General features: G+C 59.0%; 15 protein-coding genes and 1 tRNA gene. 11 read left to right on the top strand and 5 right to left on the bottom strand.

Translation table 11 applies throughout. From position 1 onward, the window contains the following. Positions 1 to 16: 16 nt before the first annotated feature. Complete coding sequence (locus ASB65_RS20705; protein WP_060725220.1) at positions 17 to 1,087, bottom strand: hypothetical protein; 1,071 nt, start codon at positions 1,085 to 1,087, stop codon at positions 17 to 19. 544 nt (positions 1,088 to 1,631) lie between these two features. Between ASB65_RS20705 and uppW the strand changes: the two genes are divergently transcribed. From uppW to ASB65_RS20660, 9 genes are all read left to right on the top strand, one after another. Next, positions 1,632 to 2,990: a Wzy-type polysaccharide biosynthesis protein UppW gene (gene uppW, locus ASB65_RS20700; RefSeq protein WP_003509433.1), complete on the top strand. Its 1,359-nt coding sequence runs from the start codon at positions 1,632 to 1,634 to the stop codon at positions 2,988 to 2,990. Between the two features lie 174 nt (positions 2,991 to 3,164). Beyond that, a complete protein-coding gene (locus ASB65_RS20695; RefSeq protein WP_060725219.1) occupies positions 3,165 to 3,944 on the top strand; it encodes an ABC transporter ATP-binding protein in 780 nt (259 codons plus the stop codon). A gap of 41 nt (positions 3,945 to 3,985) precedes the next feature. Beyond that, positions 3,986 to 4,756 (top strand): transporter substrate-binding domain-containing protein, encoded by a 771-nt coding sequence (locus tag ASB65_RS20690; RefSeq protein ID WP_003509438.1) that lies wholly within the window; start codon positions 3,986 to 3,988, stop codon positions 4,754 to 4,756. A gap of 22 nt (positions 4,757 to 4,778) precedes the next feature. Next, the gene (locus ASB65_RS20685; RefSeq protein WP_060725218.1) at positions 4,779 to 5,501 is read left to right on the top strand and encodes an ABC transporter permease; all 723 of its coding nucleotides are present in this window, start codon (positions 4,779 to 4,781) and stop codon (positions 5,499 to 5,501) included. Positions 5,502 to 5,513: 12 nt separating this feature from the next. After that, a complete protein-coding gene (locus ASB65_RS20680; protein ID WP_020809379.1) occupies positions 5,514 to 6,203 on the top strand; it encodes an ABC transporter permease in 690 nt (229 codons plus the stop codon). Positions 6,204 to 6,223: 20 nt separating this feature from the next. Next, on the top strand, positions 6,224 to 7,135 hold the full coding sequence (locus ASB65_RS20675) for a homocysteine S-methyltransferase family protein (RefSeq protein ID WP_060725264.1): 912 nt from the start codon (positions 6,224 to 6,226) through the stop codon (positions 7,133 to 7,135). Between the two features lie 140 nt (positions 7,136 to 7,275). After that, positions 7,276 to 7,848, top strand: a complete 573-nt coding sequence (locus ASB65_RS20670; protein ID WP_003509456.1) for an NADPH-dependent FMN reductase — start codon at positions 7,276 to 7,278, stop codon at positions 7,846 to 7,848. 2 nt (positions 7,849 to 7,850) lie between these two features. Then, positions 7,851 to 9,053, top strand: a complete 1,203-nt coding sequence (locus tag ASB65_RS20665; protein WP_060725217.1) for an MFS transporter — start codon at positions 7,851 to 7,853, stop codon at positions 9,051 to 9,053. A 348-nt stretch (positions 9,054 to 9,401) separates the two neighbouring features. Then, positions 9,402 to 11,348 (top strand): methyl-accepting chemotaxis protein, encoded by a 1,947-nt coding sequence (locus tag ASB65_RS20660; RefSeq protein ID WP_060725216.1) that lies wholly within the window; start codon positions 9,402 to 9,404, stop codon positions 11,346 to 11,348. 205 nt (positions 11,349 to 11,553) lie between these two features. Here ASB65_RS20660 and ASB65_RS28335 read toward each other — a convergent pair whose 3' ends face one another. Both ASB65_RS28335 and ASB65_RS20650 read right to left on the bottom strand, forming a co-directional pair. Then, the gene (locus tag ASB65_RS28335; protein WP_060725215.1) at positions 11,554 to 11,883 is read right to left on the bottom strand and encodes a hypothetical protein; all 330 of its coding nucleotides are present in this window, start codon (positions 11,881 to 11,883) and stop codon (positions 11,554 to 11,556) included. A 228-nt stretch (positions 11,884 to 12,111) separates the two neighbouring features. Next, positions 12,112 to 12,188, bottom strand: a tRNA-Arg gene (locus tag ASB65_RS20650). 521 nt (positions 12,189 to 12,709) lie between these two features. Between ASB65_RS20650 and ASB65_RS20645 the strand changes: the two genes are divergently transcribed. After that, on the top strand, positions 12,710 to 13,216 hold the full coding sequence (locus ASB65_RS20645) for a MarR family winged helix-turn-helix transcriptional regulator (RefSeq protein WP_020809385.1): 507 nt from the start codon (positions 12,710 to 12,712) through the stop codon (positions 13,214 to 13,216). A gap of 257 nt (positions 13,217 to 13,473) precedes the next feature. Then, positions 13,474 to 13,737, top strand: a complete 264-nt coding sequence (locus ASB65_RS20640) for a hypothetical protein (protein ID WP_003509467.1) — start codon at positions 13,474 to 13,476, stop codon at positions 13,735 to 13,737. A gap of 55 nt (positions 13,738 to 13,792) precedes the next feature. On the opposite strand, the gene ASB65_RS20635 is transcribed toward ASB65_RS20640, so the two are convergent. Both ASB65_RS20635 and ASB65_RS20630 read right to left on the bottom strand, forming a co-directional pair. After that, positions 13,793 to 14,266, bottom strand: coding sequence for a hypothetical protein (locus ASB65_RS20635; protein WP_060725214.1), 474 nt, complete (start codon positions 14,264 to 14,266; stop codon positions 13,793 to 13,795). A gap of 71 nt (positions 14,267 to 14,337) precedes the next feature. Beyond that, positions 14,338 to 15,342, bottom strand: a complete 1,005-nt coding sequence (locus ASB65_RS20630) for a LysR family transcriptional regulator (protein WP_060725213.1) — start codon at positions 15,340 to 15,342, stop codon at positions 14,338 to 14,340. Positions 15,343 to 15,552: the final 210 nt, after the last annotated feature.

Here is a 15,552-nt window from a genome sequence, read left to right as displayed (position 1 = left end):
TTGCCGGGTGGAGGCCTCAATAGTCTGTTATGAGCTTGCTCCAGCTTTCCGAGCACAGCCCGCCAATATAGATATCGCCGGCCAGCGCTTTTTCCCTCAGCTCGTCATCCCGGGTCGCCATGCAGAAATAACCGTCATGGCGGAAGCTCATGTGGTTCTGGCGGTAAAGCGCATTGATGAGAAACGGCTGCGACATGCCGGTGACATGGGCATAGTTCTCGTCATCGAAATGGCGGAACAGGGTGTTGAGCACATCGTTTTCGCAGCCGGCATCGCAGACGAGATTGAGCACATAGGCCGTTCGTCCCCGCTGGCCGAAAAACAGCGCAGCACCCATGGCATGGCCTTCGGCATTCTCGATCATCACGCCTTTCAGTTCACCGAGGCTTTCATTGGCCCTGCTCATCTCTATCAGCCAGTGGAACTCCTCGTGAGACCATTCCGGGCGAATGGAAAAACGCTCGATCATGGTGAGCGCCCTGCGGCGGAAGGTTTCGTAGTCAACGGTTTTTACCGTGGCGCCGGCCGCCTCCTGCGGTCTCAGACCTTTTTTCCAGCGTCTGAGGATTCCATCCACAAAACCGAGCGTGGTCAGGGCAAGTGTGGTTTTGGCCAGTTTGGAACGGCGCGGCATGCGCAGGGCAATGGTGCAGAAGGGCTTGAGCGCCTTGTGCCATTGCAGGCTTTCAATCGGCAACATGTTGCCCCCGGTCGCCACCCAGTGATCGGCGCTAACGGGTGAAGCCGTGTCCGAGAACAGCATGTCGTGTTTGGATGCCCGCATGCCCCGAGACAGGCGCGCCGCGCCGAGCGCACCCTGTTTCCCATCAGATGCGAAGGCGCAGAGCAGCCTTGCGGTAATGGTTTTCCCGTTCGCGACGAAACGCATGGGCACGGCGAGGATGACGCTTGTGACCCTGTTCTCCCCGGCGTCGTAGACAACGCTGCCGTTCTCCGGGCTGAAGGCGGGACTGCCGAAAAACAGTTTCTCGATATAGGAGCGGAAATTGAAGTTCCGTTCTTGCCCGTTCTTCTTGAAAGCGCTGTTGAGCACGGCCTCGACTGCGGGAACGTCGTCCCTGCGCATGGGGCGAACACCGGAGACACCTGGCTGAACCGGGCGTTGTGGCGACTGCCCACTATCGCCATCGCCCATATTGGTGTGTATCGGAACGTCCACCCTCGGCCTCCAGCTTTCGCGCATTGATGAAATCAACCATAGGAAGCGTATATTTGAATGTATTAATATAGATATAAAACCGGCAATCCACTTGGTCCGGAAATGTTCGTATTAAGATAAAATGTTATTATATCAGCCTGTTACTTTGCTGGCCCTGCCTCATTTGAGGTTAACAAAATATACTTAGTTAAGCAACCGAAGGATGAAATATGGACCAATTTTCGCGGACGCTTTTTTGGGTTTTGAAGTTTAACTTTTAAAAATGACTGTCTTGTCCTTTGCCTCCCGCTTTCGGTTTCCTGAGAAAAAAGCGGACGATCGCGGTGCTATTTGCCCGTGCATCACGGATAACTAAAAAATAGGATTTGCGGGGGATATTCGTATTATCGAATATGAGAAGCACGAGTTTTAATGCGGGTGGCTTCAGGAAAGAGGGAGAGAAAAACCCCTTATGGATGCAGCGCATGAAGAACAGCGGCGGGGCTATTGGCGGGACGCGTTGTTTTACGTGACTTTCCTGTATTTCACGGTCGGCTTTTCGCCCTATATCTCGCTCTCATCGACCTATCAGGGCTCCGCCATGGCGGCCGGGTCCAACCTGCTCAACCAGTTGACGGCGATCATCCTGTTTTTCAGTTTCCTGGCCTTCATGGCGAAGGAGCGGTCGTTTTCCATCCTCTTCATGCCGCGCCTGCTGATGGCGGCGATTTTCGGCTGGTTTGTCCTGACTTCGGTGGCGGGCGAAGCGCCGCTGTTTTCGCTCAGGCGGCTTGTCATGTGCGCCATTATCTGTGTGCTTGCCGGCGGTTTCCTGCAATTGCCGCGCACGGAGCGGCATTTCACGACGCTGCTCGCCACATGCGCGCTGATCATATTGTTCCTGTGCTATTTCGGAATCACCGTGTTGCCCTCGCGCTCGATCCACCAGGCAAGCGATGCGCTGGAACCGCTTCTGGCGGGAGACTGGCGCGGGGTTTTCCGCCACAAGAACGAGGCCGCCTCGGTCATGGCGGTGTTGATCATCGTCGGCATTTATCTCAGCAAGCGCTGGTCTTTCATCGGCGGGCTGTCGGTGCTGTTGCTGTCGCTGGTCTTTCTGGTCAAGTCCGGCGGCAAGACCGCGCTTGGGCTGATGCCGATCATCATTGCGACAGGCTGGTTCATCCTGCGCTGGCCCCGCTGGCGCTACCCGGTCGTAACCCTGTTTCTGGCGGTCTTCGCGCTGGTGACCGTCGGCACCACGGTTGATCCCGTCTTTTCGCAGATGCTGACGAAGCTGGGGCTTGATGCCAGCTTTACCGGCAGAAGGGATATCTGGACCGTCGCCATCGACTATATCAGGCAAAGCCCGCTCCTCGGATATGGCTATCAGGCCTTCTGGCGCAGCGACACCCTGATGTCGAGTTTTACCGAGAACAATACCTGGGCGACGACCGCGCCGGATTCGCACAATGGTTATTTCGACCTTCTGCTGGCCGGCGGCGTGCCGGGTCTGATGCTGGTGATGGTGTGGATCTATCTCCTGCCGCTGCAGTATCTCGGCAAAATGAATGACGCCACGCGCAACAGTCCGCTGACGCGGCTTTATGTCGGTGTATGGCTTTACGTGCTGCTCTACGGCTTTCTGGAAACGCTGTTTTTCCTCAGCACCGGGTTCGTCTGGTTCTTCCTCATCGTGGCGGTGATGGGCCTGCATCTGCAGGCCAATGCCAGCCTCGTGGAGGACGAGGCGGAGGGGGAACCGGACAGAACTGGGGCGGCCCCGATACCCCAACGGCGGCAGGTTTCCCCGGTTGTTCGTTCCAGGTGATATTTTGAAATGATTTTTCGTTGCGAATATGTAAAAGAGCCGATTGTTGCGCGCGTCTGTAGCTATTTTCGCTAAACATGCGCGGCTCAAGTCTTTGTTATTGTGCAAGTCGCATCGCAAACCCCGGGGGTATCGACGCGGCGGCACTAAAAAACGGATCGGCTAGGTCAATCGATGGCAGATACAGGCGCCTGCGCGCTCGAAGCGGATGACATCCACAAGAGCTTCGGCACGCATGAAGTTTTGAAGGGCGTTTCGTTGCAGGCCCATAAGGGCGATGTCATCTCGATCATCGGGTCTTCCGGTTCCGGCAAAAGCACCTTTCTGCGCTGCATGAATTTTCTCGAAACGCCGGATCGCGGCCGTGTCATCATCAATGGCGAGGAAATCGCCACAAAAACCGGCCGCGACGGCAAGGCCGTGCCGAAAAGCTGGCGGCAGGTGGAAAAATTGCGCACCGGTCTCGGCATGGTGTTCCAGAATTTCAATCTCTGGGCCCATCGCACCGTTCTGGAAAACGTCATCGAGGCGCCCGTTCATGTTCTCGGCGTCAAGCGGCAGGAGGCGGTTGAAAAGGCCGAAGCCCTGCTGAACAAGGTCGGGCTCTATGACAAGAAAAACGCCTATCCGGCATTCCTGTCCGGCGGACAGCAGCAGCGCGCCGCCATTGCGCGTGCTCTCTGCATGGAACCGGCGGTGATGCTGTTCGACGAACCCACCTCGGCGCTTGATCCGGAACTGGTGGGAGAGGTTCTGAAGGTCATCCGCGATCTGGCCGAGGAAGGCCGCACCATGCTGCTCGTCACCCACGAGATGCGCTTTGCGCGCGATGTGTCCTCCCAGGTCGTGTTTCTGCATCAGGGCCGGGTGGAGGAGGCGGGCCCGCCGGCGCAGGTGTTCGGCAACCCCACGAGCGCCCGTTGCCGGGAATTCACCGGCGCGCTGGCCAATTGACCCTTTTGCCTGACAGTCCGTTTTTAACAGGAGAGACTTGAATGAAATTTTTCGCCACGCTGCTTGCCGGAACGGCATTTGCGTTTTCCGCCTTCACGGCCAGCGCCGACGTGCGTTTCGGCATCATGAACGAAGCCTATCCGCCCTTCTTCGCCAAGGATGCCAGCGGCAAGTGGCAGGGCTGGGAAATCGACCTCATGGACGCCGTCTGCGCCGAAATGAAGGAAAAATGCTCGATCGTGGAACTGTCCTGGGATGGTCTCATCCCGGCGCTGCAGACGAAGAAATTCGACGTCATCTGGTCCTCCATGTCGAACACGGAAGAGCGTCAGAAGATCATCGATTTCACCGACAAATATTACAACACGCCGAGCAAGCTGATTGGCGCCAAGGGTGAAAAGGCGGGTGCGACGGCCGAGGACGTCAAGGGCAAGACCATCGGCATTCAGGTGGCGACGATCCAGTCCGAATATTACAAGAAATATTTCGCCGGTGTCGCCGATGAGAAGACCTACCAGACGCTGGACGAGGCGTTTCAGGATCTCGCGGCTGGCCGTATCGACTATGTCTTCGGCGATTCCATCGTCCTCGACGCTTTCGTGAAGAGCGATGCGGGCAAGGATTGCTGCGCCGACATGGGCGATGTCGCCGACGACAAGGAAATCCTCGGTCTCGGCGTTTCGGGCGGCCTGCGCAAGGAAGACACCGAACTCAAGGCCAAGCTGAATGCGGCAATCGCCGCCGTACGCGCCAGCGGCAAATATGACGAGATCAGCAAGAAGTACTTCAGCTTCAATATTTACGGGCAGTAAGTCGATCTGATCGGTCACGCATATGGCAAGCCTTGAAACCACGTTGCAACTTCTGTCTCCCTATCCTCCGGGATGGGGCGGCACCCTGTTGAAGGGTGCGGCATCGACGCTTGCCATTTCCGCCGGCGCCTATCTGATCGGCCTTGCCATCGGCATGGCCGGGGCGCTCGGCAAGCTTTCGGGCAACAGGCCGCTTGGCCTGCTGCTCAACCTCTCCACCACCGCGATCCGCGCCGTTCCCGAGCTGATCCTCATCGTCGGGCTTTATTATGCCGGTACTGACGGTCTCAACCGGCTGCTGCTGCTGGCTGGCATGCCGCCGCTGGAGGTCAACGGTTTCGTTGCCGCCGTTGCGGTTCTGGGTTTCGTGCAGGGCGCCTATATGACCGAGGTGCTGCGCGGTGCGATCCTTGCCATTCCGAGCGGGCAGATTGAGGCGGCGCGCGCCTTCGGCATGTCACCCGCCTTGCGGTTCAGCCGGGTGGTCTTGCCGGCGCTTTTGCCCAACGCCTTACCGGGGCTTGGCAATCTCTGGCTTGCGGTGACCAAGGACAGCGCCCTGGTGGCGGTCGTCGGGTATCAGGAACTGGCGCTCGCGACGCGGCTGGCCGGGGCCAGCACCAAGCAATATTTCCTGTTCTTCCTTGCCGCCGCCCTGCTTTACCTCGCCATTACGCTCGTTTCGAACCTCGTTTTTTCGCTGATCGAACGCCGCGTGCGGCGCGGCCAGCCGGTCCTGGCCTGAGGAGGGGACGGCATGGATTTTTCATGGGTCGCGAAATATTGGCCGCTTCTTCTTTCGGGTGCATGGCAGACGGTGGCGCTGCTTGTCATCTCCGTCAGCATCGGATTTCTTCTGGCCATCGGGCTCGCCTTCGCACAGGTGAGCGGCGGGCGGACGACGAAAATCCTGGCGCGGGCTTATTGCACCTTCTTCCGGGGCACGCCGCTGCTCATCCAGCTCTGGCTGCTTTATTACGGCGTCGGCTCGCTTCTGCCGATGATCCCCGGCATCAGGCAAAGCTTCATGTGGCCGGTGCTGCGTGAAGGATTCTTCTTCGCGGCCGTCAGCTTCACGCTGAATTATGCGGCTTATGAGGCGGAAGTTCTGCGCGGCGCGCTGCTGGCCGTGCCGAAAGGCGAGCTGGAGGCGGGCAGGGCTTTCGGCATGGGCCGTTTCACCCTCATTCGCCGCATCTGGCTGCCGCGCGCCATCCGCATTGCGCTGCCGACCATTGCCGGCGAGGTGGTGATGCAGCTGAAGGCGACGCCGCTTGCTTTCACCGTGACTGTCATGGATCTCTACGCCGTCGCCTACAAGGTGCGGCAGGACACGCTGCTCGTCTATGAGCCGCTGATCGTCGTCACCGTCTTTTATCTCATTCTCACCGCCATCATCGCCCGCTGTTTCGGCCTTATCGAACAGCAGGTGCCCGTCCGACGATAAATATTCAGGGAGTTATGACCATGAGCACAATCCGTATCCTCGACGGCGGTATGAGCCGCGAATTGCAGCGGCTCGGCGCCGTGCTGAAACAGCCGGAATGGTCTGCGCTGGCGCTTATCGACGCGCCTGAGATCGTGCGGCAGGTGCACCAGGAATTCATCGAAGCCGGTGCCGATGTCGTCACCACCAATTCCTATGCGCTGGTGCCCTTCCACATCGGCGAAGAGCGTTTCCAGAAGGACGGCGCGTCGCTGATCGCCCTTTCCGGCAAGCTGGCGCGCGAAGCGGCGGATGCCTCCGGCCGCAAGGTGCTGGTGGCGGGTTCGCTGCCGCCGATCTTCGGCTCCTATGAGCCGCAGAATTTCGATGCGGGCCGGGTGCAGACCTATCTGAAGGTGCTGGTCGATAATCTCGCGCCTCATGTCGACGTCTGGCTCGGCGAGACGCTCAGCCTGATCGCCGAGGGCGAGGCGGTGCGTGAAGCCGTTGCCGCGACTGGCAAACCGTTCTGGATTTCCTTCACGCTCAATGATGATGCGGCTGCGACCGGCGGCGAGCCTGCGCTTCGCTCCGGTGAAACGGTCAAGGCGGCCGCCGAATGGGCGGCGCAATCGGGCGCGGCCGCCCTTCTGTTCAATTGCAGCAAGCCGGAAGTCATGAAAGCCGCGGTTGAGACGGCCGCCGCCGTCTTCGCGGAAAAGGGTGTGTCACTGGAAATCGGCGTTTATGCCAATGCCTTTGAAGGCGAGCAGGGTGATTCCGCCGCCAATGAAGGGCTGCATGACACGCGCGCCGATCTGACAGACGATGTTTATTCCCGTTTTGCCTGCTCCTGGGCGGATGCGGGCGCGACCATGATCGGCGGCTGCTGCGGCATTGGTGCGGCGCATATCCACAAGGTTGCCACAGCGTTGCGGCGCGCGGCGGCCTGAAGCCCGGCGTCGCTTTTCAACGCCACCATCATAAATCAAAGCGGCAGTTTCAAAACCTGCCGCTTTTTTTGTACGCGGCTATTGACCTCAACTATAGTTGAGGAATTATCAGGACATGGAACACTGTTGAAGGACGTTCCATGAGCGATGATACACTTTCCATACGGATCATATTTGGCAGCGCCCGCAACCCGCGCTTCTGCGATGTTGTCGGCCAATGGCTGCTTGACCAGCTGAGGGCTCTGCCGGGACTGGAGCTGGCGGTCATCGACCCGCGCGAACTCGATCTGCCGCAGGACCACGCGCCCGAGCGCGCCTCGGTGCGGCAGCTTCGGCAAAGCCTCGATGGCGCCGATGCTTTCATCGTCGTCACCCCGGAATATAACCGCAGTTACCCCGGCGCGCTGAAGGTGCTGATCGATTCCGCCTATGACGAATGGGGCGCCAAGCCGGTGGCCTTCGTGTCCTATGGCGGGATTTCCGGCGGCCTGCGCGCCACCGAGCAGCTTCGCCCCGTCTTTGCGGAACTGCATGCGGTAACGATCCGCGATGTCGTCAGCTTCGCCAATCCCTGGGATCGTGTCGATGCCGCCGGCCAGCTCGATGCCGGCGCGGCGGCGGCAGGCGCGCTGGAGACGATGATGAACAAGCTTGGCTGGTGGGCGCGGGCGCTGAAACAGGCGCGGTCCGCAACACCTTACAAGGGGGCGTGAGAATGACCGAAAAATCCTTCGCGTTGAAAGTGACGCTCCTGTTCGTCGCCACGCTCACCATCATGGCCGGAACCACGGTCGCACCTTCGCTGCCGGCCATCGAGCAGACTTTCCTGTCGACGCCGCATGTGGATATCATGAGCCGCATGGTGCTGACATTGCCCTCGGTTTTCGTGGCTTTCTGCGCGCCCATTGCCGGTGTGCTGGCGGATCGCTTCGGCCGCAAGCGGCTGCTGCTTGGCGCTATCCTGCTTTACAGCCTTTCCGGCATGTCCGGCCTTTTTGCCGAAAGTCTTGCCGGCCTGCTTGTGGGGCGTGCCTTTCTCGGTCTGGCGATCGGCGCCATCATGACGATCGGCACGGCGCTGGTGGGTGATTATTTCGAAGGTCCGGCGCGGGAGCGCTATCTCGGCCTGCAACAGGCCTTTACCCAGATCGGCGGCGTGATTTTTGTGGTGGCGGGCGGTTTGCTGGCGGATCTGCCCTGGCGCGCGCCCTTCGCGGTCTATGCCGTCGCCCTGCTCATTCTGCCGGCGGCCGTGTTTTTTCTGACGGAGCCGGTGAGGAACGATGGCGGGATCAAAGCCGGTGGCGAACAGGAGTTTGCGGTCAACTGGCTGCTGGTGGGTGTGCTGGCGCTGGCAGTATTTCTCGTCAATGCCCTGTTTTACACCATCCCCTCGCAGCTGCCGTTTTTCCTGCGGGAGCTTGGGGTGTTTTCCGGCAGCATTGCGGGATACGCCATCGGCATTTTCAATCTGGCCGGGGCGTTGGCGGCGCTCAATTTCGGGCGATTGCGGGCAAGGGTCAGCGTGACCGCCATCATTGCCGCCGGGCTGGTATTGATGGCGGCGGGTTTTGCGCTGCTTGCCATGGCCGAGGGGCTGGTTGCCATGCTGTCATCGCTTGCGGTGGTGGGGTTTGGCCTCGGTGTGGTGATGCCGGGCATCATGTCCACGACCATCATGCTGGCGCCGCTCAGCCTGCGCGGGCGCATCGCCGGCATCGTCACCGCTTCGATGTTTCTCGGGCATTTCATCTCGCCGCTGGCAAGCCAGCCGTGGATTGCCCGCTTCGGTTTTGCCGCCGCCTATCGCGACATAGCATTGATATTCGCCGCCATGGCCGGGCTTGCCCTTGTCGCCCTGATCTTCCAGCGACGGAGCGACGCACGAAGATCGCGTTCTTTTGCCTCGAGCCGCTGACACTGGTCGTCGTGAAGGAATTATAAAGTTTATTACTATAATCATTTTTCTGGAAAACAAACGGAAGGCGCGCCGGCTGAAGAACCGGTTGATTTCATTCCCTTCCTCGAAATTCGGCGTGGCGTTTCCGCTTTGCTTGCGGAGCCGCCATGCCATCTAGGGCGGCGCGGCCTGTCCGTATTTGAAGGGACAGGCGGCTTTCCCGGCGCATGCATGAAGCAGATGCGTTGAGAGCCGATGATACGGCTAGCGGAGCTTCGATGATCGAGGCGCTTGACGTGCAATGTCAGTCTTGCCGAACACCTCCGGCACGGGGAAGGAGCGGTTTTTCAATGACCTGAGGTTCCCGTGTCTTTTCTTCAAAACGCCAGTATCCGCATCAAAATCCTGTCGCTCATTCTCCCGCTCTGCATTGTCGGCCTTGGCGCCACAGCCTTCATGTCCATGCACTACAAGCGGACGGACACGGCCTATTCGTATTTTATTGCCAACGACAACGCCGCTCTGGTGGAGCTTTCGCGGGCAAACCGCAACCTGCAGGCCATGGCTTATGGCGCCTATCAGGTCATGGCTTACGACACCAACATTCCTGACTTCAAGATCGTCAAGCACGAATACGAGACAGACAAGGTGGCTTTGATATCGCGCCTCAACCATGTCAAAACCATTTTTCCGGAGGAAGCTGCGGGGCTGGACAAGCTGTTGGGCCAGGCTCAGGGCATAATCACCTCGACCGACAAAGCCGTGGAATTCGGTTCGACCGATCGCAACAAGGAATCTGCCGCTGAACTTATGAAGGCCGACGCTTTGATCCGCTCGACCGGGAATGAAATCTCTGCCCTTCTGGACAAGCTTGCCAAGGGTGTTGTCAAGGGAAGCGACGATCTGACCGACAAGACCAATTCGACCATCTTCACTTCCCTGGTGGTTGTCGGCATTGCTTTTGCGATCGGCATCATTCTGGCGCTGTTCGTGGCGTCTCGTGGTATCACAACGCCGATTGCCCGTCTGCGCGAGCGCATGGTGTCGCTTGCCGGCGGTGAAACGGCCTCGGAGATTGACGGCACGGCGCGCCGGGATGAAGTGGGCCAGATGGCGAAAGCCGTTCAGGTGTTCCGCGAAAACGCCGTCGAGCGCATTCGTCTCGAGCAGGAAACCGAAGCCAATCGCAGCCTCTCGGAGAAAGACCGGATCGAGCGGGAGCAGCAGAAGGCAACGGAGGCGGCCGATGTCAAATTCGCCGTCGACAATCTCGCAGCCGGCCTCTCGAAGCTTTCGGAAGGCGATGTTTCCTATCGCATCGGCCAGCCTTTTACCGCGACGCTGGATGGCGTTCGCAACGATTTCAACACGTCCGCCGAAAAGCTGCAGGCGGCATTGACCAAGGTGGCGCAGAACGCCAGCGGCATCGGTGCGGGCGCGGACGAGATCAAGTCTGCCGCCGACGATCTGGCCAAGCGCACCGAGCAGCAGGCCGCAGCCGTGGAGGAAACAGCCGCTGCGCTTGAAGAAATCACCACGACGGTCAGGGATTCCACCAAACGCGCGCAGGAGGCGGGCCAGATCGTCAGCCGCGCCAAGGCGGGCGCCGAACAATCCGGCCAGGTGGTGCGCCGCGCCGTGGTCGCCATGGAGCAGATCGCCAAATCGGCCAATGAGATCAGCAACATCATCGGCGTGATCGACGAGATCGCCTTCCAGACCAACCTGCTTGCGCTGAATGCCGGTGTGGAAGCCGCCCGTGCGGGCGAGGCCGGCAAGGGCTTTGCCGTGGTGGCGCAGGAGGTGCGTGAGCTTGCCCAGCGCTCCGCCAACGCGGCGAAGGAGATCAAGGCCCTGATCACCACATCGAACGACCAGGTGCAGCAGGGCGTGCAGCTGGTCGGTGACACCGGAAAGGCGCTGGAGACCATCGTTTCTGAAGTGCAGGAAATCAACCGGCACGTCGTCTCCATCGTGGAGGCTGCGCAGGAACAATCCTCCGGCCTGCAGCAGATCAATACGGCCGTGAACCAGATGGACCAGGACACGCAGAAGAACGCGGCGATGGTGGAAGAAACCAATGCCGCGAGCCACAGCCTGGCCAAGGAAGTGGCGTCGCTCAACCAGCTGCTCTCCCAATTCAGGCTCGCCGATGGCGCTTATCAGCAAAAAAGCCAGCCTGCTCCGGTTCGCAGCGCCGCCGGCAACGACAAATATGTGGCATCCCCCGTCCGCGCGCTGGGTCGCAAGATCGCCTCGGCGTTTTCGGGCAACGCCGCTGTCGATACAAAGGGCGACTGGCAGGAGTTCTGATCGCTATTTCAGGGCGCTTCCATGGTCCTGGCGCCGGGTTGTGTATGACTGGGGTTGGCGGGCCTGATATCGCCCGCCCGCCTGAGAACGAAAAATGCCGCACGGGCCTGATCTCCCGCGCGGCATTTTTTGAGCGCTGCATGTCGGAATTATTTACTTTTCCGCAGACCGCCGTTCCTATCCGAAAGATTTGCCGGATCGGAAATTATCTGGCCTGCATGGCGCGAATAAAGGCTGGGCTTCCGCTATCCAAATCGTTGTATGTAATTCGCTTGCTTGCGATGGCGTCGATTAATCGCGTGCAGAAGATCATGTCGACGTTGCTGTTCGGGCTGACATTCATGGCTTCAGCCACGGCAATCTTGGAACTCTTGGACTTTTTCTTGGTTGTTTCATAGCAATTTTGAACCGCCCTGCGTTTGACGGCGGGACTTCCTCCTATGACTTCCTGATCCCTTTCGAAACTGGGGTTCGTCTGGCACCCTGAAAGGATGAGAACTGATACGGATACAGCAATAATTGCCTTGATTTTCATGGATTAACTTTCCCTTTTACCCCGCCAGATGGCTCATGCTGGAGCAACCCAACCAGACCCGTCGATCAGGAGTATTGCAGCCATATTGCGGCAAATACATCCGGGTGATTACAGGAATATGTTCACAGAACCCGCGCCGAAGGGGCTTGTCGCTTTGGAAGACAGGCACAAGCTTTATGCAGCCTTCTAAGTGGAGGATTGCCATAAACGATGTCAGGGTAAGATAAATGGCGCACCCGACAGGATTCGAACCTGTGACCTTTGGAATCGGAATCCAACACTCTATCCAGCTGAGCTACGGGTGCAGCAGTCACGCTTGAATCGCGTGCAGCGGTTGGTTCATACCCCAGCTTTGTTTCCGCATCAACGTCTAAAAATCAAAGATTTGCGAAAGGTTGCCTGTTTTCGGGCGGGGCCGGGCGTGCGGGCGTGTTGTGAGGGCGCCGCACGCTTTTGCGTGGCGGCGGGGTGTTACGTCGTTTGGCGTATTGTGTTTTTACCGGAATAGATTTTCCCTTATAAGTAGTATGTTATCGCCGAGCCGGACCGTTGCACTGCCCCATTATCGAAGTAGCGGCAGGATTGCAGCAATGCCTTTCAAACACGGCGCGGGAGTCGATTTTAGCCCCTCAAAATTGGTGGGTAAATAGTCATACTTTTTCTGTTTTGCCAACCGCGATCCGGAGTCCGTGGTTGCTTCGCCGGCGATTAACTGTCAAATTATTATACAATATTAGTATCATCTACATTTATTTGGGATACAGTTTCGCAACGTTGTCGGTTATGATTTCGGCAAGGTAAAGGAACGAATCAGGCGGGGGATCGGATGGCTTTGCGATTGGCACACAGCAACGGGCCGCGAACGGAAAAGGCCGAAAGCGGCAGCGCGGAAGCGGCGCACCTCACGGCGATCGACTATGGGTTGCTGACGACTGCGATCAGCTATCACTTGCGGCACTCGCAACTTGCCGTGGCAAATGGCTTTGCCGATGTGCTGGCCGAGCAGGGATTGCGGCCCGCCGATTTTTCCGTGCTCGTCATCGTCGGCGGTAATCCGGGCCTCAAACAGAGCGATGTGGCTGAAGCGCTCGGCATACAGCGGGCCAATTTCGTCGCGATCGTCGACAGCATGGAAGAGAAGGGGCTGCTTGTCCGCCGCAAATCGGAAGAGGACAGGCGCGTTCATTTCCTCGACATGACGGAGGAAGGCAGCAGCCTTCTCGACCGGCTTTCCAATACCTGGCGGGACCGTGAGGAAAAGCTGATCGACCGGATCGGCGGCAAGAAGGCGCGCGATCAGCTTCTGGCTCTGCTCGGACGCCTGCGCGACTGACCGTCGAAGAGAGCCTTGGGCAGTCCGGGTTCTGGGCGGCCGCAGGGTGCGGCCTGTGCCTGGATGTTCCTGTAGTCCATGGTCTGCGATATCGGCAACCATTTTCCCGGCTGTCTTTCACGTCAGCCTGATCGGCAGCGGGCCGAATTGCGTTGCAATTCTCCCGCGAAACCGCCAAGACGCATAAGCATCTTCACGTCTTGTGGCGCGGAGCCGCAATCATGCGATCGACTGGAAAGGCCCGGGACGGGAACGCCATGCTGAATATCGATACGAGTCATCCGCTTTATCGTCCCCTGTGGGTCCGGTTGCTCATTGTCGGCTTTTGCGCCGCCTGGGCCGTCATCGAATTCGTCAATCGCGAGTTTTTCTGGGGAACCATCGTAGCCGGCATCGGGGCTTATGCGGCCTATGAATTGCTGCTGAAGTTCAAACCCGCAAGCGATGCCGCCAAAAGCGGGAACGGCACGGATGAGCCCGCCGCCGAAAGCGCGCCCACCGATAAGAACGATGCGGGCTGAAGCGCCGCCTATCTTCCGTTTTATATATTTCCCGAGATAAGACGGCCCGGCATTTTCACCGGAAATGCTCCCGCATCCGCAGCATCCGGATCGCCTGGTCGATCAGGAGATTGGCCGCCGTCATGCGCAGCGTCGCATTATGCCGGAATTGCGGCTTCACCCGGTCGGGATGATTGAGGCGGGCAAAGGCGCGGCGCTTTTCCGCAAGCGTTGCGGCCGTGTCGGTGTCGTGGATCGCCAGTTCCGCGGAGACATCGGCAAGCGAGGTCTTTTCGAGGTGGGCCGGCATCGCTTCCGGCTCGGGCTCCGGTTGAGGTTCCGCGGGTGGCGCGGGCTCAACCATGAAGGCGAGATAGGCATCGAGATTGCCGTTCGCCGGTGGCGGCGTTTCAATATGCGTATCGATGACAAAGCCCGAGCTGAAACCGGCAATACGATGACCGGCCGGCGGTGGCGGCTCCACGCTTTCTTCTTTTTCCAGTTTCAGTCGTTCAACAACCGACTGGAAGACGGATTGTCCGAAGAGCATGCGGCTTTTCCCTCGCCGGTCTGACTATCCGGCCTTTATGGATCATGAAGGTGGTGTCTGGCTTGCCGCCGTCACGGGCCGGTCAGCTTGCGGCTCTCATCCAGAACCAGATCGTAGAGCAGGCGGGCGCTGGGCGGCAAAACCCGGCCCTTGGTGGTGATGATGCTGTAGGGCTTCACGACGAGTTCGAAATCCGTCGGCAATATGCGGGTTCGGCCGATATCCGCCTGCTGGCCGGCAACGAATTCGGCCATGTCCTGGGCGATCGGCGCAATAGCATCGGTGTTGCAGATCAGGGCGAGCGTCAAAAGCATGGAGGGCGTGTTGATGATGTTGCGCGGCATGGTGACGCCGTGGGTCAGAAAGACATCCTCCATGGTTCTGCGCAAAAGCGCGCCGGGCGGCTGGAAAACCCAGTCGTAACCGGAGAGATCCTGCAGGGTCACGGGCTCGCCGCGCAGCAGGGGGTGGCCTTCGCGCACGACAAGACAGGCGCGCTCGATGCCGATTTCATGGATGGAGAAGAGGCCGGGGTCGAAATCATCGGGAATGCGGCCGATGATGAAATCGTGGCGCGCGGCCAGCAGTTCGCGCGCCAGCACGTTGCTGCTTTCCACCTGCACGTTGATTTCAATGCCGGGATGGGTGTCCATGGCTCGCCTTATGGCGGGAACCACGAGGCTGATGGCGGGCGCGGTGACGGCGCCGATATAGACCGAGCCGCCGCTGCCCGACTTCATCTGGTTCAGTTCACGGCTCGCCTCGCGCAGTTCCAGCAGGATGGTGCGTGCCCGGCGCGCCAGCGCCTCGCCGAATTTCGTCAGCACCACCCCGCGCGAGGCCCGCTGACAAAGGGGTGATTTGACGATCGCCTCCATTTCCGCGAGCATGCGCGAGGCTGCTGGCTGCGTCATGTTCATGGCGGCCGCCGCTGCGCTGACCTGCCCGTGCTCTTCGATCATGACAAGCATGCGCAGGTGGCTCATCTTCAAACCGGCCCGCAGCAAAGGGTTGTCTTCAAAGACGAAAACTGCGTCCGTTGTTTGCGCCTGCTCATACACTTTTTGGTTGTTCATTCGCGGTTCTATACCCCTCATCGGTTTTTGTATCGATTTAATATATCATAATTGATATATGGAAACTGATTTATTCTATTTGACAGTTATATGGATTCAGAACAATTTGCGGAATGCTGGGGAGGAGCGGCAGCTGTTCCATTTCGCAATTGCGAAATCGGGGTGAGCGCAACGCGGCTTCTTCCTCTGACGGCATGAATTTCATGGTGC

Origin of the sequence: Agrobacterium tumefaciens str. B6, assembly GCF_001541315.1 — a bacterium.
Lineage (GTDB): Bacteria > Pseudomonadota > Alphaproteobacteria > Rhizobiales > Rhizobiaceae > Agrobacterium > Agrobacterium radiobacter.
This window is presented reverse-complemented; position numbering and strand designations above follow the sequence as displayed.